The 19609-nt window shown below is 72.2% G+C and carries 16 protein-coding genes; 3 read left to right on the top strand and 13 right to left on the bottom strand.

Annotation, left to right across the window (positions count from 1 at the left end; genetic code table 11):
- Positions 1 to 62: 62 nt before the first annotated feature.
- Complete coding sequence (locus D6718_06770; GenBank protein RMG45692.1) at positions 63 to 431, bottom strand: cupin domain-containing protein; 369 nt, start codon at positions 429 to 431, stop codon at positions 63 to 65.
- 258 nt (positions 432 to 689) lie between these two features.
- Here D6718_06770 and D6718_06765 point away from each other — a divergent pair, with 258 nt between their 5' ends.
- A complete protein-coding gene (locus tag D6718_06765; GenBank protein ID RMG45691.1) occupies positions 690 to 1535 on the top strand; it encodes an SDR family oxidoreductase in 846 nt (281 codons plus the stop codon).
- A 42-nt stretch (positions 1536 to 1577) separates the two neighbouring features.
- Here D6718_06765 and D6718_06760 read toward each other — a convergent pair whose 3' ends face one another.
- From D6718_06760 to D6718_06725, 8 genes are all read right to left on the bottom strand, one after another.
- A complete protein-coding gene (locus D6718_06760; protein ID RMG45690.1) occupies positions 1578 to 3083 on the bottom strand; it encodes a peptide MFS transporter in 1506 nt (501 codons plus the stop codon).
- A 50-nt stretch (positions 3084 to 3133) separates the two neighbouring features.
- Positions 3134 to 4498, bottom strand: a complete 1365-nt coding sequence (locus D6718_06755) for a phenylacetate--CoA ligase family protein (protein RMG45689.1) — start codon at positions 4496 to 4498, stop codon at positions 3134 to 3136.
- Positions 4499 to 4502: 4 nt separating this feature from the next.
- Complete coding sequence (locus D6718_06750; protein ID RMG45688.1) at positions 4503 to 5852, bottom strand: hypothetical protein; 1350 nt, start codon at positions 5850 to 5852, stop codon at positions 4503 to 4505.
- A 57-nt stretch (positions 5853 to 5909) separates the two neighbouring features.
- On the bottom strand, positions 5910 to 7850 hold the full coding sequence (locus D6718_06745; GenBank protein RMG45687.1) for a methylaspartate mutase subunit E: 1941 nt from the start codon (positions 7848 to 7850) through the stop codon (positions 5910 to 5912).
- 537 nt (positions 7851 to 8387) lie between these two features.
- On the bottom strand, positions 8388 to 8969 hold the full coding sequence (locus D6718_06740) for a DUF3501 family protein (protein ID RMG45686.1): 582 nt from the start codon (positions 8967 to 8969) through the stop codon (positions 8388 to 8390).
- Positions 8969 to 10336 carry a hypothetical protein gene (locus D6718_06735; protein RMG45685.1) on the bottom strand — a complete coding sequence of 456 codons (1368 nt, stop codon included), beginning with the start codon at positions 10334 to 10336 and terminating at the stop codon, positions 8969 to 8971. Before D6718_06735 ends, D6718_06740 begins: the two co-directional genes overlap by 1 nt.
- Positions 10337 to 10421: 85 nt before the next feature.
- Complete coding sequence (locus D6718_06730; protein RMG45684.1) at positions 10422 to 10838, bottom strand: rubrerythrin; 417 nt, start codon at positions 10836 to 10838, stop codon at positions 10422 to 10424.
- Positions 10839 to 10919: 81 nt separating this feature from the next.
- Positions 10920 to 11369 carry a transcriptional repressor gene (locus D6718_06725; protein ID RMG45683.1) on the bottom strand — a complete coding sequence of 150 codons (450 nt, stop codon included), beginning with the start codon at positions 11367 to 11369 and terminating at the stop codon, positions 10920 to 10922.
- A gap of 845 nt (positions 11370 to 12214) precedes the next feature.
- Here D6718_06725 and D6718_06720 point away from each other — a divergent pair.
- Together D6718_06720 and D6718_06715 are read left to right on the top strand one after the other, a co-directional pair.
- A complete protein-coding gene (locus D6718_06720; protein ID RMG45682.1) occupies positions 12215 to 13795 on the top strand; it encodes a Do family serine endopeptidase in 1581 nt (526 codons plus the stop codon).
- Between the two features lie 188 nt (positions 13796 to 13983).
- Positions 13984 to 14844, top strand: coding sequence for a class I SAM-dependent methyltransferase (locus D6718_06715; protein RMG45681.1), 861 nt, complete (start codon positions 13984 to 13986; stop codon positions 14842 to 14844).
- Positions 14845 to 14853: 9 nt separating this feature from the next.
- Here D6718_06715 and amrS read toward each other — a convergent pair whose 3' ends face one another.
- The 4 genes from amrS to D6718_06695 all read right to left on the bottom strand — a co-directional run.
- Positions 14854 to 15927, bottom strand: a complete 1074-nt coding sequence (amrS, locus tag D6718_06710; protein RMG45680.1) for an AmmeMemoRadiSam system radical SAM enzyme — start codon at positions 15925 to 15927, stop codon at positions 14854 to 14856.
- Positions 15924 to 16460, bottom strand: a complete 537-nt coding sequence (gene amrA / locus D6718_06705) for an AmmeMemoRadiSam system protein A (protein ID RMG45679.1) — start codon at positions 16458 to 16460, stop codon at positions 15924 to 15926. Before amrA ends, amrS begins: the two co-directional genes overlap by 4 nt.
- Entirely contained in the window at positions 16457 to 17269 is an 813-nt protein-coding gene (locus D6718_06700) for a hypothetical protein (GenBank protein ID RMG45678.1), read from the bottom strand. Before D6718_06700 ends, amrA begins: the two co-directional genes overlap by 4 nt.
- A gap of 108 nt (positions 17270 to 17377) precedes the next feature.
- A partial coding sequence (locus D6718_06695; GenBank protein RMG45677.1) for a hypothetical protein occupies positions 17378 to 19609 on the bottom strand: 2232 nt, incomplete at its 5' end.

The raw sequence follows: 19609 nt of genomic DNA, 5'->3' as shown, positions 1-19609 counted from the left end.
CGGTCCGGGCCCCGGGCCGGCCGCCGGCGGCAGCGCTGCCCGGGAGCACGCGCCGCCGGCCGTCACGACTCCAGGACGACTTCGTCGGGTCGGTTCGGCACGACGCACAGGAACTCGAAGGGTGCCTCGACGACTTCGTAGTGGTGGACGGCGCCGGAGGGTATGAAGAGCACGCTCCCCGGCCCCACCTCGTGGACGCGGTCGCCGATCGACACGCGGGCCCTGCCGCGCAGGACGTACTGGCCGTGCTCGACCGCGTTCGCGTGCCGCGGCATGCCGCCGCCCTCTCCCATCACGAAGCGGCGCACGACGAAGCCGGTCGAGCCGTCCGCCGGACCGAGAAGGACCTGCATCTCGGTCGCCCTCCCCGCCGGCACCGGCCGCGCGGCCACCTCGTCCACCCGCTTGACGACTCCGCTGTCCTCTCCCATGGGGAGAGTCTAGCCCGACGGGGCCGACCCTGCCGCGGCGCGTCGGCCTTCCGCGGGACCTTGCCGCCGCGACCGGAGCCGCCCCGGACGTCGCGCCGGGGGGCGCCGCCCGCGGGACCAGGCCGGGGTCGCAACGCCTCACCGGGCCGGCCGGCGAGCCCCGGCATCGGGGTGCACCTTCCGGATCCCGCTTCTTCCCGGCGCTGCCCCGCGCGTTCCGCGGGCGGCGGCTATCCTGTGACCTTCAGGAGGGAGCCGATGGAGAGCGATCTGAAGGGGCGCGTCGTTCTGATCACCGGAGCATCGGGCGGCATCGGCCGCGCCCTCGCGCGCGCCTTCGGCGCCGAGGGGGCCCGGCTGGCCCTCGTGGCGGGGCGGCGCCGGGAGGAGCTCGCGCGTTTCACCGCGGAGCAACCCTGGGCGGAGCGGGCGCTGGTGCTCGCGGCGGACCTCGAGCGCCCCGAGCCGATCGCGACGGCCTTCGCCGAGGCGGAGAAGCGGCTCGGGCCGGTGGAGATCGCCATCGCCAACGCGGGCGTCTGGCCGCGCGAGGACCGGTTGCTCCACGAGGCGGCCGAGGAACGGATCCTCAGGACCGTGACGGTGAACCTCCTCGGCGCGATCTGGACGGCGCGGGCCTTCATGGCCGCACTCGACCGGCAGCGGGACCGGGTCGAGCGGCCGGCGCTGCTCCTCATCGGCTCGACCGCCGGGAGGTTCGGCGAGGCCGGCCACGCCGACTACGCGGCGGCGAAAGCGGGACTGCGCGGGCTGGCGGCCTCGCTCAAGAACGAGCTGGTGCGGATCGTCCCGGGCGCCCGCGTCAACGTGATCGAGCCGGGCTGGACGGTCACCGAGTTGGCGCGGCCCGAACTCGAGACCCCGGGCCGGGTGGCGCGTGCGCTCGCGACGGTCCCGCTGCGGCGCCTCGGGCGAGCCGACGAGATCGCCCGCGCGGCGGTCTTCCTCGCCTCCCCCCGACTCTCGCCTCATGTCACCGGAGAGGTTCTCACCGTCGCCGGCGGGATGGAAGGCCGGCTCCTGTGGGACCCGTCGACCATCGACGAGCAACGGGTGCGGGAGGAGGCCGGCGGATCCCCCTGACCGCCCGATGCCGGGCCGAGGGGGGCGCGCGGCCGGCCGCCGTCAGTGCACGTCGTGCATCCCTCGTCGCAGCACGGGCGCCAGGAGGACCATCAGCAGCCCCACGGCGATCGCCACCAGCGCGATCCCGCCGAACACCCGCCCGTAGACCATCACGGTCTGCGCGGGCTCGAGGCCGCCGTTCGACCCCGGTGCCCCCTCCTCGATCCCGGTCAGCGTCGCGATCAGGCCGGCCGCGTACTGCGCGAACGACACCGAGAGGAACCACGTACCCATCATGAGTCCGACGACGCCCGGCACCGACAGCTTGGTGATCATCGACAGGCCCACGGGCGACAGGCACAGCTCCCCGGTGGTGTGCAGGAAGTAGCCGAGGACGAGCCACCCGAGCGCCACCATGCCGTCGTCCCGTGCCGACCACGCCCCGTAGTACAGGGCAGCGAACCCGAGCCCGAGCTGCAGCATGCCGAGGGCGAACTTCATCGGCGTGCTCGGCTCGCGCCCGCGCCGGCCCAAGCGGACCCACAAGGAGGCGAACACCGGCCCGAACAGGAGGATGAAGGCGGGATTCACCGACTGGAACACCGTCGCCGGGATCTCGTAGCCGAGCAGCCGCCGATCGACGTTCCTGAGGGTGAACAGATTGATCGAGCTTCCCGCCTGCTCGAAGAACGCCCAGAAGAAGACATTGAATCCGGTGAGGACCAGGGCGACGGTCATCTTGTGCCGCGCCACCCGGTCGCACCGCAGCACCATGAACAGCACGAGACCGGCAAGGACGACGGCCGCCGTTCCGCCGAGCAGGTAGCCGACGGCGCGACCCGCCTGCACCAGAGCCCACGCCACGAGCGCCAGCAGCACCGCCCCCGCGTAGATCGCGCGCTCCCGGTCCAGCCCCGGGATCACCGGCGCCCTCAGGGCCCCGGGGTCCGGCGGCTCGGCGCGGCCTTCGAGCATCCCCTGTCCGGCGAGGAAGAACGCGAGGCCGCAAACCATCCCGATTCCGGCGAGCGTGAATCCGTAGTGCCACCCGTAGGTTTCACCGACGATCCCGCAGACGAGCGGCGCCAGCCAGGCCCCCAGATTCACACCCATGTAGAAGATGGTGAAGCCGCCGTCCCGGCGCGGGTCGTTCTTCTCGTACAGCTTTCCGACGATCGTCGACATGTTCGGCTTGAAGAAGCCGTTGCCGGCGATCAGCAGGCCGAGGGCCAGGTAGACCACCTGGACGCTCTCGACCGCCATGGCGAAATGGCCGGCCGCCATCAGCAGCGCGCCGAGCGTCACCGCCTTCCGGTACCCGAGCCAGCGATCGGCGACGAGGCCGCCCAGCACGGGGCTCGCGTAGACCAGCGCGGTGTAGCTCCCGTAGACGAGGTAGGCCCGCTCGTCGGAGAAGAGAAAAACCTTGGTCAGATAGAACACGAGCAGGGCGCGCATGCCGTAGTAGCTGAAGCGCTCCCACATCTCGACCAGGAACAACATGTACAGGGCGCGCGGCTGCCGCAGCGGCCGCTCGCCCGCACTCGAGAGTCCGCGTTCCGCCATCCCGTCCTCCCGCCGGCGTCTGGCGCCGCGAAGCCGGCATCATACAGCGGTCAGCGGTTCCCCGACGCCGCGCGCCGCCGCTCCTCGGGCGACAGGAGTGAAACGACCGGCCTCCTCTTGCCCGACGGGGCCGGCGGGATCTCGCGGCAGACCTTCAGATCGACCTTCATCTCGGGGCCCATCCGCTCCGCGATGATGCGGAGCACCCGGTCCCGGCACGGCGCGTCCCACCCGTGGCCCGGCACGACCCGGATCGTGAGGTGATCGAGCCGGTCCTGGACGACCTGGAACCGCCGGATCGACCGGTCGAACGGCCGCAGCAGGATGGGGAAGAACGAGCCCCCGAACGCCCGCCCCGCCGGGGTGTAGACCACGTCGAACACCCGCCCCTCCACCCGCGCCAGGCGCGACAGCGACCGACCGCAGGGACATGCGCTGTCCTCGATCACCGCCGCGTCCTCGATCCGGTAGCGGATGAGAGGCATCGACCGATTGTCGAGGTCGGTCAGGAGGAGCTCGGGGGGCGCCTCCGGATGCTCCGCGCGGCCGTTCTCGGCCCACAGGCGCATGTCCATCAGGTGCAGGCCCGGGCCGGTGGGGCAATCGGAGGCGATCATGCCGAACTCGCGCGACGCGTACCGGTTGCGAACCGGCGCCCCGAACGCGTCTTCCAGTTCGCTCCTCGTCGGCTCGTCCAGCGATTCCGCCGAGCTGTAGACGAGGCGGACGCCCAGCCTACGGCAAGCGCGTCGCCCGAGCCGCCGTGCGATGTCGGCGAGGATCGAGGGGTACGACGAGATCACCTCCGGCCGGAAGCGCTGCAGCTCCGCGAGATAGCGGCTCAGCTCCGCCTCCCCCACCCCGTAGACGGAGAAGAAGCGCCGGCACGACAGGCGGTCGAGCAGGCGAGCGCGGAGGGAAGGTCGCGTTTCCAGGCGGGATCCCCACAACACCGCCACGCGGGTCCCCGGTCCGACGCCGTCCCAGCTCTCGGTGAGGCGGCCGGCGGCGCGGCGGCGGTCGTGGGTGTCCATGTCGATTCTGAGCCACACGTTGTGCCCGGTGGACCCGCCGGTCGACTTGACCGTCGCCCGTGCACCCCCGGCCCCGCGGGACAGCAGCGCCGGACCCTCACGGTCGATGACGTCCTTGGTGAGGGGCGGAAGCGCGGCCAGCCCCTCCGGCGTTCCGACCTCCGCCGGCGTCGCTCCCAGGCCGTCGATCACTCGCCGCCAGTAGGGCACGTTCCGGTAGGCGTGCTCGACGAGCGCCGCCAGGCGCCGCCGGCGGTATTCGTCGATCCGGTCGCGCGGCCATCGCTCCATCGCGGAGAAGAGGCGCTCGTAGTGCGGCCACCGGCGGCGGGTGCCGAGGGCGACGGCTCGGTCGAGCGCGCGCGCCGCGAGGCGGACCAACGTCCTAGTCCTGCGCGCCGGCGGGCCGCATGCCCGCCGCCCCGCGCGCCGGGAAGAACCGCCGGTAGAGCCAGATCGCCTTGATCGGGATCTCCATGTAGCGGTTGCCGCGGTAGCGTTCGAGCTTCAGGGCGAACGAAAGGACCCACGGTTTGACGTAGCGGACGTCACGGAAGTACGACGTGGCCGACACCCGGCCGATCTGGTCGGCCCGTCCGCCGCGGACGTTCTTGGGCTGCCGTCCGCGCGAGGAGACCGTCGCCGCCAGATAGCCGCACTCGGCGAGCAAGTCGAGCGCTTCGCGGCAGGTGCCGCCGTTCGGCCAGGACATGAAGCGCGGCCGCCTTCCCGTCACCTGCTCGATCGCGGCCGCGGACCCCGCCAGCTCGTCGCGCAGCCTCTGCCGGAACTCCTCGTCGCTCTCGATCTCCACCGGATCGCCGTGTCCCGCCCGGTACTCCATCACGGCCCGCTCCAGCCGCGCCTTCCAGTCGGGACGCTCGAAGAAGGCGCGCCCGCCCTCGGCGGCGACCAGCCCGGTCAACTCGCGCTCGAGCCCGGGATCGGGGCGGGCGGCCCGGTGCGACAGGGCCAGCCGGTTCTCGTAGACCGGCGCGCCCCAGGGGATGTCGGTTTCGTCGATTTCGTGGAACCAGTACGGTTTCCGTTCCGGGTGGCGGTTCCACCACATCCATCGCAGGTGCCGGAGGCCGATGCCCGGCCGATGGAATGCGATCACCCGGCCCGACACCGGCAGCCACGTGTGCGTCTTCCCGTGCGATTCGATCCTGAGCACGCCCGACGCCGCGAGCTCCCGCAGCTCGGCCCGATTGAGGTAGCCGTACGGGGCGAGTTCCTCTTCGCGCAGCCGCCCCGCCCACACATCCTCCAGCGTGGGACGCGGCGTCTCCTCGCGCTGGATGAAATCGGTGGGCATGAAGACCGTTCCGGTGAAGCCGTACTTCCGGAGCAGCGGCGCTGCGTAGATCCAGTTGTCGGCGTAGCCGTCGTCGAAGGTGAGCGCGATCGGCTTGTCGGGCAGCGGCGAGCCGTCGCGCACGTGCGCGTGGAGCTGGTCCAGGGTGATCGAGCGGTAGCCTCGCCAGCGCAGGTAGCGGAGGATGGCTTCGAAGTGAGCCGGGGGGCACCAGATGCTGAACGCGGGTGGGCGGTCCGGGCGGTAGCCGACGACCGAGTGAAACATGATCGCCGGGACCTTGAGCGGGCGGTAGTCGAGCAGGAGCGGCTGAGCCAGCAGAGCACCGGCGACCAGCGCCGCGCCGGCCGTCCACCCGCCTCCGGCCGCCAACCCGAGGGCCCCGGCGCCGGCCAGCCCGGCGCCCGCCCAGCCCACACCGTGCCTCACCGTTACGAGGTCCATCGCCGGCCACGACCCGAATGACGGGCGCGATCAGCACCCGCCGGCGGTGGCGGCCCGGCCGGAAGCGCCGGCCGCGCCGCCCAAAGGCCAGCGATCATAGCGTCCTTCCGCGATCCGGGTGGTGTCGCGCTCGATGAGCAGATGGTCTTCCGACGGGCCCCGCAGGCCCTCGGCCACCCGTCGCCGATGCATGGCGTCGCCGTGGAAGGCGCGGATCTCGCGGCCGAACGGGAGGCGGCCGCAGTCGAGAAAACGCACCGCACCCTCGAGGTCGCGTGCCGTGCGCACCTCGCCCCGGTTGTGACGGCTGGGCGAGAACGGGATGTCGAGAACGCCGGCGCGGAAGGCCTCCACCACCCCCCGGTCGAGACGCCCCGCGCCCAGCTCCGCCACCGCCTCGAGGATGGCCACCGTCTCGGCCCGGATCAGCGCCGCCTCTTCGGCCACCCGCCTCTCGTCGACGGTGCTGCGCTCGGCGGCCGCCAGACCGCGCCGCACGAGCTCGATGGCGCGCACGTTGTCCTCGACGCGGGGGATGTCGCGCGCCTCTGCAGGGGACTTGACGAGGATCCGCGTGGCCCCCGACAAGCCCGCCGTCACGGCCGACTCGAAGATCAGCTCCTCCGCCCTCGCCGGATCGTCGGGGAACGCGGCCATGTACTGGTGGAAGACCGCTCCGACGCGGACGCCCGCGTGCCCCGCCGCCGCCAACGCCTCCTCCGCCAAGTCGCGCAGGACCCGGACGGCCGCCACGTCCTGAATCCGGTGGCCTTGCTCGGCGTAGCCGAGGCTCACCGACCGCACGCCTTGCTGCGCCGCGAAGAGCGCCTCCAAAACGCCGGTGGCGATCGCGAGGCACGGGGGGACGAGCGTCGCCGTGAGGGTACCGAAGAACTCGCGATCCAGGACGAGGCCGAACCTCTCGGCGTACAGGCCGGTGAGCCGGTCGACGTACCGCCAGCGCCGGATCGCCTCGGGAAGCGGGTAGTCCCGGTAGTACGGCAGGTTGTAGCAGATCGCGCCGCCTTCGTAGGCGGCGACCCCTCCGGCGTATCCGATCTCGGCCAGAAGACGCGGGTCGCGCGTGCTGTGGCGGATCTGCAGCGGCACGTCGAGACTGCGCGCGATCCGGCGGACGGCGGCCGCGCCGTGGTTGACCAGCGGGAACCCGTTCAGGCGCGGGCGGAGATCCCTGGCGCTCTCCGCGACGGCCCGCGCCGCCCCGGCGTAGTCGTTGTTGCGCGTGAGCGAGTCGATCTGGAACGAGAGGACATCAGCGCCCGCGCGCCGGTAGGCGAGGAAGTGCGCCAGCTGCTCCTCCACCAGCGGAACACCCGAGCGCGGCTGAACGAGCGGGCGGCTGGCCCGCCGCTGGAGCTCGGCGAGCCGAGGCCGGGCGGCGAGCTCCCGCGCGTTGGCCTCGAGGTCGCGGGCGTCGGCCCCCGTGGGCCAGCCACGCAGGACCTCCTCCCGTTCCCTTTCCCAGGCGGCGGTGTCGAGCCGTTCGTCGGAGAAGGTGTCCGGGTTCCACGACAAGGCCGCGGGGCCCGCCCGGTCCGGGCGGATGCGCCGAGGCCCGAGATCGGCCTCGATGGCCCGCCGCACCTCGGCCACGGGCGTGAAGCGCATGAAGACACGGTCGAACCCCATGGCGAGGAACGGGCTCGGGTCGGGCTCACCGAGCGCGGGGTTCCCCCCGAGATACCAAACGGGGCGCCGGGCACCCGCCTCCGTCCGGCGGGGCACGGTGAAACCGGCGAGGTAGTGGTCCGCGTGTCCGTCCATGCAGGAGACGAGCACCGCGTCCGCCCCCCGCGCAGCGCCTACGAAGGCGCCGATGCGGTTCTGGATGCCCAGGTCGCGCACCCGGTAGCCGCACGCCCGCAGGGCGTCGCGCAAGACGATCAGGCCCACGGAGTGCGAATCGCCTCCGAGACCCCCGATGACCACGACCGGAACGTTCCAGGGCATGAGGTCCCCCCGTCCTGAATCTTCCCGCCCCCAACGGGGCGGTGCGCCCCAGCCCCGGCCGCCGCGGGCGGCGCTTTTCCCAGAGTACGATCACGAGGGCCGATTTGCATCGAAAATCAACAAGAGCGGCCCGCGGCGGCCGTCGGGCGCGGACCGCGAGCGATGTCCCCGAGGTGCGTTCTCGCACGGAACCCGCCGAAAGTTCGCTGCATCCCCGAAGGTGCGCTCTCCCACGCAAGTCCATGAAAGATCGGAGGTTCCGGCCTCGATCGGCCCGACGCCCGCGAGATCGAGCCCGCATGCCTCCTCCCCGCCGAGTCGAGCGGCAGTTCGCACGATCGAGGAGGCACCTTCCTCGATTCGAGCGGCTCGGATGCACCGCGCACCGTCCCGGGCCCCCACCGCCGGAGCAGCGCGCGCCCCGGTGCCGGGCCGCGGGCGCGCGTTCCGATCCCGCCCGGTTCGTCCCGGCGATGTCGAGGCCGCCCGGATCCCCGCGTGGCGGGCCGGGGGCCGGAAGGGGCCGCACCGGCCGGCTCAGTCGGGATCGCTCGCGATCTCCCGGCGGGTCTCCTCCGACAGGACCGCCTGCGCGCTGTAGTGGGGATGGTCCACCACGATCCGGACGACGGTGCCTTCCTGGCGCAGCCGCTCCCTCCGGGCGGGGTCGAGGCGCCACTTGACGTACTGCACCGAGGAGATGCGATCGGTGCCGATCTGCATCCGGTCGAACTCCGCGGGTAGCGGTGCGGTGTCGCCGATGACCAGGAACACGTGCCGCTCAATGCCGAGCAGCGCCCGCAGGTGCTCCTGCCGCTCCTCCGGGGTCTCGTACTCGAACATCAGGGTCGCGGAGAGCTCTCCTTCCCCCGGAATCAGCGGGTTGTAGGCCTCGAGCTCGTCGCGCACCGCCCGCTCGTCGTTCCACGTCCCCTCGGCGCGGAGCATCTCGAGCACCTGATAGCGCATCGTCTCGCGGTTCTCGAAATGCACCGAGAGGTGATCGCCGACCAGGACCCGGCGCTTCCGCTTCAGCGCCAGGATCCGCCTCCGGAACGCCGGCCGTTGCGCTTCGTAGGTCTCGCGCGAGGGGATCTCCTCGCGCCGGAGCGGCTCCATCAGGAACCTCCCTTCTCCGGCGGCCCGTCCGGCGCCGGAATCGGCTGCGGAAAGCCGTCCTCGCGATAGGCGCGAGCGAGGACCTCGACCGGGTGCAGAACCTGCCGGCCGCAGGCTTGCTCGAACTGGAGGGCGGCCAGCGGGCAGTCGCTCACCCACACTTCGGCGCCGGCGGAACGCATCCGGGTGAACGCCTTCTCCCCGACCTCCAGCGAGGCGCTGAAGTTCCGCTTTTTCATCGACCACGTGCCGTCGTGGCCGCAACACTCGGCGACGAGCCGCGGCGTGACACCGGGGATGCGGCGCAACAGGTCGCGACCCTTGAAACCGATGTTCTGGGCGCGGAGATGGCACGGGGCGTGGTAGGCGACCGCGCCCCCCGGCGTCGAGCGGAAGTCCTCGCGGAGCATTCCATCGCGCCGCAGCCGGTCGAGGAAGAGGGAGATGTCGACCACCGACTCCGCGACCCTCCGGGCGGCCTCGGCCATCCCGCCGCCGTCGCCTTCGAGGAGCCTGGGGACCTCCTCGCGCAGCGTCAGCGAGCAGGTGGGGTTGATGACCGCGATCGGCAGCCCCGCCTCGGCGGCCGGGGCCAGCACCCGGACGTTGGCGGCCGCCTTCCGCCTCGCGAGTTCGAGATGGCCCGCCTCGAGAGCCGGCATTCCGCAGCAGACCGTCCGCGCCAGCCGCACGCGGCACCCGTTGTGTTCGAGCACGAACAGGGCCGCCTCGCCGAGCCCGGGGCGGTTGAACTCCGCGTAGCAGGTCGGGAACAAGACCACCTCGGGCCCGGAGCAGGTGGTCGGTTCCCGGCGGCCGCGAAGTCGGGCGCGCAGAGGCCGGCGGGAGAACTCCGGGAGCTTCTTCCGGTGATCGACGCCGACCGCCCATTCGAGAACGCGCCGGAAGGCCGGCGAGCGATGAATGGCGTTGACCAGCGGGGCCGCCGGGCCGATCAGCCTCGCCAGCCGGTCCGGGTCGGCGAGCAACCGGTCGCGCCAGGGGACGCGCCGGCGGACCGCCTTCGTCCGCTGCACGAGCTGCGGGAAATCGAGACGGAACGGATGTCCCTCCGCCTCGGTGTAGGGGCACTGCGTGTAACAGAGCTTGCACTGGAAGCAGTCGTCGACGATCCGCTCCAGGTCCGCCTCGGTCAGATCGCGAACGTCACCGGCGCGGTCCACCGCCGAGAAGAGGGCGGGAAACGCCCCGCAGAACTTGAAGCACATCCGGCAGCTGTGGCACAGCTCGAACGTGCGGCGCGTCTCCGCCGCGAGCGCGTCGCGGTCCCAGTAGAGCGGATCGGCCGGGCGGTCGGTCGAAAAGGGCCCGGCGGCGAATCGGATGTCTGGGCGTTCGTCGGGCAATGGAGTCTCGGAGCTCCCGCCGCTCCCGCCTGCCGGCGAGGGCGGGGGCGGCCCGGGCGGCGCGGCCGCCCGGGCCTTCCGCCGATCACAGGTTGTCGAGTGCCTTCTGGAACTTGCCCGCGTGCGACCGCTCGGCCTTGGCGAGCGTTTCGAACCAGTCGGCGATCTCCTCGAAACCCTCCTCGCGGGCCGTCTTGGCCATGCCCGGGTACATATCGGTGTACTCGTGCGTCTCGCCCGCCACCGCCGTCGCGAGCATCTCCCGCACGTCCGTGAACGGCATGCCCGTGGCCGGATCTCCGACCTCCTTCAGGTAGTCGAGATGCCCGTGGGCGTGGCCCGTCTCCCCTTCCGCCGTGTCGCGGAACAGGCCGGCCACCTCCGGGTACCCTTCGATGTCCGCCTGCTTCGCGAAGTACAGGTAGCGCCGGTTCGCCTGCGACTCGCCCGCGAACGCGGCCTTGAGATTCTCGTGCGTCTTCGTTCCCTTGAGTGACGGCATCGTCTTTCTCTCCTCGCGGGACTCGGTCGTCCCGGAAGCTCCGCGCCCTCCGGCGTGTGGCCGCACGGGCGCGTTCCACGGTCAGTTCGGCTGCGGTCGTCCCTGCCGCGCCTCGCACGCGCGGCAGACCACGTCGTATTCGATCCTCACGCCGGTGATCCGCATCCCGGCCACCGACTCCCGGGGAACCGCGGCGCGAACCGCCTCGGGTCGGTCGACGTCGAAGACGGCTCCGCAGAGACGGCACACGGCATGGTCGTGCTCTCCCGGGACACCGTCCACCCTGAGGCGGTTGCCGCCGCCGGAGACCCTCCGGACGAGACCCGTCCTGAGAAAGCTCTCCAGCGTCTTGTAGACCGTCGAGAGCGACAAAGCCGGCCGGCGCTCGCGGATCGCCTGGTGGATCTCTTCCGCCGTGGGATGACGGCGGTCCTCTTCGAGGACGGCGAGGATCGCCAGGCGGGGCGCGGTGACCTTCAGCCCCGCCTCCCGCAAGCGGCGCCGGCGGGCGTCCTCTCCCGTTCCGACCATTCGCCTCTCCCGTCCTCGTAATTTTTCCGAATTCTAGCCCGATCGCGGCGCGACCGCCACGCCGGCCGCCCCGGCTCCTGCCGGGCCGCGGCAGGCCAGGCGAGGGCGCCGGGCGGCGTGGGAACCGTTTCCGGACTTCCCGGGACCTCCAGGCGATGCGCCGCCCTCCCCGCGGCGTGCGAGGCGCTTCCCCGAGGCGCGAGTCTCCTGCCATTCGCTGATGAATCGAGGGTTACCGCCTCGAACCGCTCGCGCTACCGGAACTCGCCCGAGAAGTGTCGGGGCGCCACCGGTGTTGGCCGGCGGCGCGCACCGTCGAGGGCGCACCACCTCAGCGGTTCGCACCGTCGGCCGGACACCTCCCGGCGATCCGCCCGATCGGCTGCACACCTCCCGGTCTTTCGCTCGATCGACCGCACAACGCCCCGCATCGCGCTCGATCGTCTGCGAACCTCCCGAGGGCCCGCGCCACCGGGAGAGCACGGACGAGCGGTTCGCGCCTTCGGCCGGACACCGCTCGACGCTCCGATCCGCCGGGAGAGCACCTCCCGGCGGTTCGCACCGTCGGCGAGGTCCCTTCCGAGCCGGGGCCGGAGAGGTGCGCTTCGAGCCCAACTCGTTGTCCCTTCGAGAGTTGGAGGGCAACCCGCCGCGGCCGCCCTCCCCGGCTTGACGCGATCGTCCTGCGATGCCAAACGAACGGCGCGAACGCCGGGAACTTTCCTGCGGCTCGCGCCGTTCGTCGTCCCCGGGGCGTTCGGGCCCCAGCGGTCCCGGCAGCCTCATAATTCCCGGGCTCGTGGCCCCAGGATGCGGGCCGCACGATCGAGGAGAGGACAACCGCCATGACCCCAGCCCCCCGTGCACGAACGCTCACCATCGCCGGTCTCGCTTTCGGAGCGGGCGCGCTCTTGGCCGCGGTCGCCGTGGTCCTGGCCGTCAACGGGAACGCCACCGCCGCCGCGGCGCCTCCCCTGCCACCGCCGGCACCGGCGGCTCCGGTCGCGCTGACCGACCAGGAGGTGTCCAGTGTGGCGGCGGCGATCGAGAAGGCCTTCGCCGCCGTCGCGGAACGGGTGAATCCCTCCGTCGTGCAGATCCGGACCGAGCAGATCGTCGAGACGAATGTCCGGTTCTGGAACCCCTTCGAGGGGACACCCTTCGAGGACTTCTTTCGGCCGTTCCACCCGCCACAGGACGAGGACCGCTCCCCGCGATACAGGAAACGGGAGTTCCGGCGGCGTGGGCTGGGCTCGGGAGTCATCCTCAGGGCCGACGGCTACATCGTGACGAACGAGCACGTCGTCCGCGATGCCGACAAGCTGGAGGTTCAGCTCTACGACGGGCGCCGGTTCGACGCCGAGGTGGTGGGCAAGGACTCTCGGAGCGACCTCGCGCTTCTCCACATCGAGGCCGAGGACCTTCCGGCCATCGCCCTCGGCGACTCCGACGAACTGCAAGCGGGCCAGTGGGTCCTCGCTTTCGGCTCGCCGCTTTCGGAAGAGCTGATGAACACGGTGACCGCCGGCATCATCAGTGCCGTCGGGCGCTTCCAGAGCACGGGGGAAGCCGTCCAGGAGTACGTCCAGACCGACGCGGCGATCAATCCCGGCAACTCCGGCGGCCCGCTGGTCGATCTCCAGGGCCGCCTCGTCGGGATCAACACCATGATCTACACGCGCACGGGCGGCTATCAGGGAATCGGCTTCGCGATCCCGGTCAACACCGTCCGCCGCGTGGCGGCGGAACTGCTCGAGCACGGCAGCGTGCGCCGGGCGCTCCTCGGCGTGCAGTACACGGCGGCCAGCCCGGCGCTGATCGAGGCGCTCGGTCTGCCCCGCGGCGCCGCGCAGGTGGCGGCGGTGACGGAAGGCTCGCCGGCGGACGAGGCCGGCATCGAGGCGGGCGACGTGATCACGGCTGTCGACGGGAAGGAGCTGGAGAACGCTCTCGAGCTATCGACGATCATCGGCGGCCACAAGCCGGGGGACAAGGTTCGGATCACGGTGAACCGGAGCGGAGACGTCAAGGAGTTCACGGTGACGCTCGGCGCCGCTCCCGAGGAGGAGACCGGGGCGGAGGCCGCCGAGGGCGGCGGGCGCCGGCCCGGCCAGGACCTCGAGCGCGACCTCGGCTTCCGCTACCGCGACATCACCCCGGAGATCGCCCGCCGCTACCGGGTGGAAGAGGGTCTCCGCGGCGTGCTCATCACCGACGTCGATCCTGACAGCGAGGCCGCCCGGGAGGCGGGGCTCCGCGCCGGCATGGTGATCGTCGAAGCCGCGGGGCGGAAGGTGGAGAACTCGCGCGATCTCGAGCGGATCTACCGCGACCTCGAACCGGGCGAGACCTTCCTGATCAAGGTGGTCACCGCGGACGGATCGAGCACGATGGTCACCGCGCTCACCAAGCCCGGGAAGGACTGAGCGAACCGATCGCGCCGCCGCGGGGCCGGAGCCGAAAGATCGCGGGGTACCGCTCCGGCCCCGGCGGCGGCACCTCCCCGCGCCCGGTGCGATCGCGCGCCACGGGGAAGGCCCTTCGGTTGACAGGGGCGGGCCCGGGCCGGATAGTCCCCGCGGGCGCTCGCTCCAATCGAGGAGGGACCGGGATCGTGAGCAGCCGATCGCCTGCGGCGCCGGGATCCGCGCAGGATCGAGGTGCCCGCCGCCGCGACCGCCGGCCGTTCTGGAAGGAGGTCGTTCGCGGCGAGGTTCCGCTGGAAAGCTATCACGTCCCCGACGAGCTGCCGCCCCTGGAGCGCTTCGAGAACGCGGCGAAGCTGGTCCGGCACTTCAAGACCGCCCACTACCCGACCCGGAGGCTGTGGCTCACCTTCCTGATGCGCGCGCTCGACCTCTCGCCGGGCGCCCGCGTGCTGGAGGTCGGGCCGGGGTGCGGCTTCCTCGCCTACGAGATGTGCCGGCGCGGATACGACTACACCGGCTACGACATGGTCCCGCAGAACGAGGAGATGTGGCGGGTAACGAGCCGGTTCTACGGGCTCGACGGCAAGGTGGTGGTGGCCGATATCTGCGAGGCGGAGGGGCCGCCGTTCTTCGACGCCATCTTCTCTCTCTCCACCTTCGAGCACATCCACGATCAGCCTCGGGCGATCCGCCGCTGTTACGAGCTCCTGCGTCCCGGGGGCCGCTTCGTCGTCTTCGACGGCAACATCCTCGATCCGCGGATGTGGTGGCGGCAGGTCGTGATGCGGCCGATCCGGTCGGGGGGACGTCAGGGGGGGCTGAAGTGGGTGTTCGGCAAGGGCACCGTCTACGAGGACTACGGGCTCGGCTGGCGCGGCAAGGAGGAGGACGTCAAGTCGATCTTCTGGTGGCGGCGCCAGCTCCGAGCCGCCGGCTTCGACGTCGTCACCGTTCTGACCAGCGGCTACTTCCGCCCCGCGCTGCGCGCTCTCGGGCTGTGGCCGTTCGCGGGGACCGTCCTCGCGGTCGCCGAGAAGCCGCGCTGACCGGGGTGCTCACCGCACCGCGAGGCGCACCGGCTGCCGGCGGGGACCCCACGAGCCCGGCCCGTCCTCGAAGACGCCCGGAACGCGGCGCCCGCAGCGGGCGCAGGCCCCGTTCCGGATCCCCCAGCGGCCGAGGCGGTACCAATCCCTTTCGACGAGCAGGGCCCCGCAACCGGGGCACCACGTGCTTCCTCCCTCCGGGTCGTGGACGTTTCCCGTGTAGACGTACTCGAGCCCGGTGTCCATGGCGATGCGCCGGGCCCGGCTCAGGGTCTCCGGTGGCGTGGGCCCCCTGTCGGTGAGGCGGTAGTCGGGATGGAATGCGGTGAAGTGGAGGGGGACATCCGGCCGGAGTTCGTCCCGGACGAACTCGGCCAGGCTCCGGATCTCCTCGTCGGAATCGTTGGCGCCGGGAATCAACAGCGTCGTGATCTCGATCCAAGTCCTCGACTCGCGGACGAGCCACCGCAGCGTGTCGAGCACGGGCTCCAGGCGCGCCGCACAGTACCGGCGGTAGAAATCGTCGCTGAAGGCCTTGAGGTCGACGTTGGCCGCGTCCATCACCTCGAAGAACTCGGCCCGCGCCTCGGGCGAGATGTACCCCGCCGTGACGGCCACCGTCCGGATCCCTCGAGCGTGGCAGGCGCGCGCGGTGTCGATCGCGTACTCGGCGAAGATCACCGGGTCGTTGTAGGTGAACGCCACGCTGCGGCAACCCGTCGCAGCGGCCGCCTCGGCGATGGCCTCCGGTGGGGCGAGCTCCTGGAGGCGATCGAACGCCCGCGCCTTGCTGATGTCCCAGTTCTGGCAGAAGCGGCAGCCCAGGTTGCATCCGGCGGTTCCGAAGGAGAGGACGGGTGTTCCCGGCAGGAAATGGTTGAGCGGCTTCTTCTCGATCGGATCGATGCAAAACCCGCTCGACCGGCCGTAGGTGGTCAGCTCGATGCCACGCGCGGTCGCCTGCCGCACATAGCAGAAAGCCCGCTGGCCTTCCCTGAGGCGGCAGCGGCGAGGGCACAGCTCGCAGACGATCCGGCCGTCGGGTTCCCGGCGCCACCACCGCCCGATGGCCGGTGCGCTCACGTCCCGTCCTCCACGATCTTCTCGACGGTGAAGCGTTCGATCGCGTACGGCTCGTCGGGCGCCAGCCCCGCCTTGCGCGCCGCGATGGCGAGCTGTTGCTCCGGAGTGTCGACACCCTCGATGTCGGGCAGCAGCACTCCCCTCCGACTCCCGCGGCTGACGATCACCCCGTAACGGCGGGGATCGAGTTCCGCCGCCGAGCCCACCGGTTCCGGTGTCCCGAGCAGCGAAATCTCGATGGCCAGCTCGTCCAGCTCGTGCTCTTCCACCGGCGGGAAGCGAACGTCGGACAGCGCGGCGGCCCGGGCGCAGTCCGCGACCTCCTCGGCGAGCGTCGCCCGGACCGGGCGCAGGTGTCCGATGCAGCCGCGGAGCGCACCGTCACGCCGCCTCAGGGTCACGAACAACGCCCTCGGCCGGTCGTATGGCGGGGGAAGCGGCTGCGGGTGGAACGGCTCCGAGCGGAGGGCGCGCCGGATCGCCTCTCTCGCGATTCCCACCAGGCGGGCCCGCGTTTCCGCGTCCGCCGTCACGGCTGCGCCTCCTCGTCGAACAGGACCGCCTCGCAGTAACCCACGCCGAACGGTCCCTCGTAGGCCAGCACCTCGGTGCCGCGCGGCTCCCAGTCGACGGCCGCGCCGGCGACCGCGACGGAGGTCACGACGTCCTCGGCGGCCAGCTCCCGCAGCGCCGGATCGATCGCGGCCGCGCCGCGCAGATCCCCCCGCTCGAGCCGTCCGGTGAAGCTCCGGTCGAATTCGGCGGCCCGCGGGTGATACCCGGAGGGCGCCCCCGGCGCCAGCCGGTGACTCATGTCGCCGGAGGCGACGACCGCCCAACGCCGCCCGCTACGCCGCGCCGCTTCCCGGATCGCGCGGCCGAACCGCTCCTCCCCGGCCCCTACCTCCCACGGCCAGGCCACCACCACGGTCGGACCTCGCCATCCGGCGCGGGTGAGGAACACGAGCGGAACGGCCGCCCCGTGGTCGAGTGGCCCCGGGTGAACGACCGCCGCGGGCGCCCCCGCTTCCGCCGCCGCACTCGCCAGCGCTCGTGCGTCGTCGGGCGCGCCCGGAAGATCGACACGGATACCCGGGAACCCGAACATGCCGAACGAGCCACCGATCTCGGCGTCTCCGACGACTCCCCAGGCGTCGCGAAGGCGGGGCGTGTGCGGCGAGACCACCAGCAGGAGATCGGGCCGGCGCTGCACGACCCGCTCGGCGACACGCTGCATCGCGCGCGTCGTCACCGCGCAGTCCGCCGCCCGGTGCCCGGCGATCTCCGGAACGACCACCGGTGCGTGACACATCAGGACCGCGATCGGGATCGGTTCGCTCATCGCCTTCCCCGCGGCCGAGCCGGCACCATTCTGCCGCGACCGGCAACGCCTGTCACCGGATTCGCCTCCGCGTCCCGGCCGGACGTCCCCGCCGGCCCGCGGACCCCGTCACCGCGGACAGGCCGGCGCGCTCCCGCGCGCGCCGCGGAGAAGCCGGTCGGCCGCCGCGAACGCCTCCTCCACGCCCTCCCGGAGCCGATGCGCCAGGCGTCCCACCTCTGCGCCACACTCCGCCGGATCGACCGGGTCGCCGAAGACCACCGCGATCGGATGGCGCCGCCACGAACCGCCCCGCGGCCAGGCTTCGTAGGCGCCGGCGATCCCGACCGGAACGAGAGGGACTCCCAGCGACGCGGCCAGGATGGCGGGCCCGCGCCGGAAGGGACCGAGGTTCCCGTCGATCGAGCGGCCGCCCTCGGGGAAGGCCACGAGGACGAGGCCGCGCCGCAACCCCTCGGCCGCGGCCTGCAGCGAGCGTTCCATGAACCGGTTCTGATCGACAGGAATGCTCCGCACCCAGCGCGCGATCCGGCGCCCCAGCGGCCCGGCGAAATACTCCGCATAGCCGACGAAGAAGGCGCGGGCCGCGAGTCGCCACGGCATGGCCGTGAGCACGGCCGGGGCGTCGAGGAAGCTGGTGTGGTTCGGGCAGACCAGGAGCGGGCCTCGGCGGGGGAGCCGGTCGGTGCCGGCCGTCCGAAGACCACCCGCCAGCGGGGCGCACAGCCGCAGGCAACAGCGCAGCGCCAGCATGCGGGTGGCGGCGACCGGCCCGCGGGACACGAAGGGCGAATACTCGGCTGGGAACCGGGCGAGCCGCTCGCTCCAGCTCGCCACGCCGTTCGCCCCCGCTCCCGCCCGTGGCGCCGCGCGGAGGGCGGCGGCCAGCTCTCCTGCGGTGTGGGCGGTGGCGGCGATGTCCGGCGGAGGCTCGACCCCGAGCCGGCGGGCCGCCTCGGCGATCACTTCCACGCGGTCCAGCGAATCGAGGCCGAGGTCGAGGTCGAGGTGATCCCCGTCGCGGACCTGCTCGCGGCCCGCGCGCTCCGCGAGCAAACCGAACACGACCCCCGCCGGGCCGCGGCGGTCGGCGGGCGGCGCCGGCGGGGCGGCGGTTTCGCGGGCCTCCCCGCCGCCGGCCTGGAGCTCGCGCTTCACCTCGAGCCGGCGGACCTTCGCCGTCGCGGTGCGCGGCAGCGGGGAGTTCCGAAACGTCACTCCCGACAGCCGCTGCCAGGGGGGCAGCTCACGGCCCAGCGATTCGAGCTCCCAGGTGACCATCTCGCGGACGTTGACGTAGCCGCGGCGGCGCGCCTCCTCGAGGTCGGGAACGACCACCGCGTGCAGGCGCTCGGCGCCGGGGCGGCGCGGATCCTCCAGACCGACCACGCAGATCTCCGCCACCAGCGGCGAGCGCGCGTAGTGCTCGTCCAGCTCTTCGGGGTAGACGTTCTTGCCGGACGCGAGAACGATCACGTCCTTGGCGCGCCCCGTCACGCGGAGGTGCCCGTCCGGACCGATCCGCCCGAGATCGCCGGTCTTGAGCCAGCCGTTCTCGAGCGCCGCGGCCGTCGCCGCGGGATCCTTGAAGTAGCCGAGCATGAGGCTGGGGCCGCGGGCCAGGATCTCTCCCACCCCATCCGGTCCGGGATCGCGGATCGCGATCTCGACGCCCTCGATCGGCCGGCCGACGCTGTCCCCGCGCAGCTCGTCGAGCGGCGTGACCGTGAGAACCGCGGTGGCCTCCGTGAGTCCATAGGCCTGAACCAGCGGAAAACCCCAGTCGAGCAGATCGTCGCACACGGAGGGATCGATCTTCGCGCCGGCGGTGACCAGCATTCGGAGCGTCGTCCCGAAGGGCCGGTGAAGGAACGGGAGAAGCCGGCGCCCGAGACGCCAGCCGAATCGGCGCCGCGCCGTGCGGCACACGCGCATCAGAGCGCGGACCATCGCCCGGCGCGCCGGGGGCAGCGCCGCGACGCGCGACAGGATCCGCTCGTGGACGCGGTAGTAGAAGAGCGGCACGCAGGCGAAGAGGGTGATGCCGTGCTCCCGGAGGGCTTCCAGGATCCGCTCCGGGTCGAGCTCGGCGAGGAAGACCGTCCTCGCCCCGAGCAGAGCCGGGCCGATGCCGTTGGCGAGCAGGGCGAGCATGTGGAAGAGCGGCAGGACCGACAGCACCGAGTCGTTCTCGTCGCAGCGGACGCGCTGGAGCGAGGCGCGGATGTTCTCGGCGATGCCCTCCCGCGAGAGCATCACTCCCTTCGGATCTCCGGTCGTACCGGAGGTGTAGACGATCAGCGCCGGCGCGCCGGGAGCCGGACGCGGCGCCCAGCCGGG

Source organism: Acidobacteriota bacterium (assembly GCA_003696075.1).
Lineage (GTDB): Bacteria > Acidobacteriota > Polarisedimenticolia > J045 > J045 > J045.
The sequence above is the reverse complement of the archived record's forward strand: the minus strand, read 5'-3'. Positions and strand labels throughout refer to the sequence as shown.

Bases quoted from the DNA above. Each gene is read 5' to 3' on its own strand.
- D6718_06745 (RMG45687.1), bottom strand. From the start codon at position 7,850: ATGCCCTGGAACGTTCCGGTCGTGGTCATCGGGGGTCTCGGAGGCGAT.
- D6718_06765 (RMG45691.1), top strand. From the start codon at position 690: ATGGAGAGCGATCTGAAGGGGCGCGTCGTTCTGATCACCGGAGCATCG.
- D6718_06760 (RMG45690.1), bottom strand. From the start codon at position 3,083: ATGGCGGAACGCGGACTCTCGAGTGCGGGCGAGCGGCCGCTGCGGCAG.
- D6718_06720 (RMG45682.1), top strand. From the start codon at position 12,215: ATGACCCCAGCCCCCCGTGCACGAACGCTCACCATCGCCGGTCTCGCT.
- D6718_06730 (RMG45684.1), bottom strand. From the start codon at position 10,838: ATGCCGTCACTCAAGGGAACGAAGACGCACGAGAATCTCAAGGCCGCG.
- D6718_06740 (RMG45686.1), bottom strand. From the start codon at position 8,969: ATGGAGCCGCTCCGGCGCGAGGAGATCCCCTCGCGCGAGACCTACGAA.
- D6718_06700 (RMG45678.1), bottom strand. From the start codon at position 17,269: ATGAGCGAACCGATCCCGATCGCGGTCCTGATGTGTCACGCACCGGTG.
- D6718_06725 (RMG45683.1), bottom strand. From the start codon at position 11,369: ATGGTCGGAACGGGAGAGGACGCCCGCCGGCGCCGCTTGCGGGAGGCG.
- D6718_06770 (RMG45692.1), bottom strand. From the start codon at position 431: ATGGGAGAGGACAGCGGAGTCGTCAAGCGGGTGGACGAGGTGGCCGCG.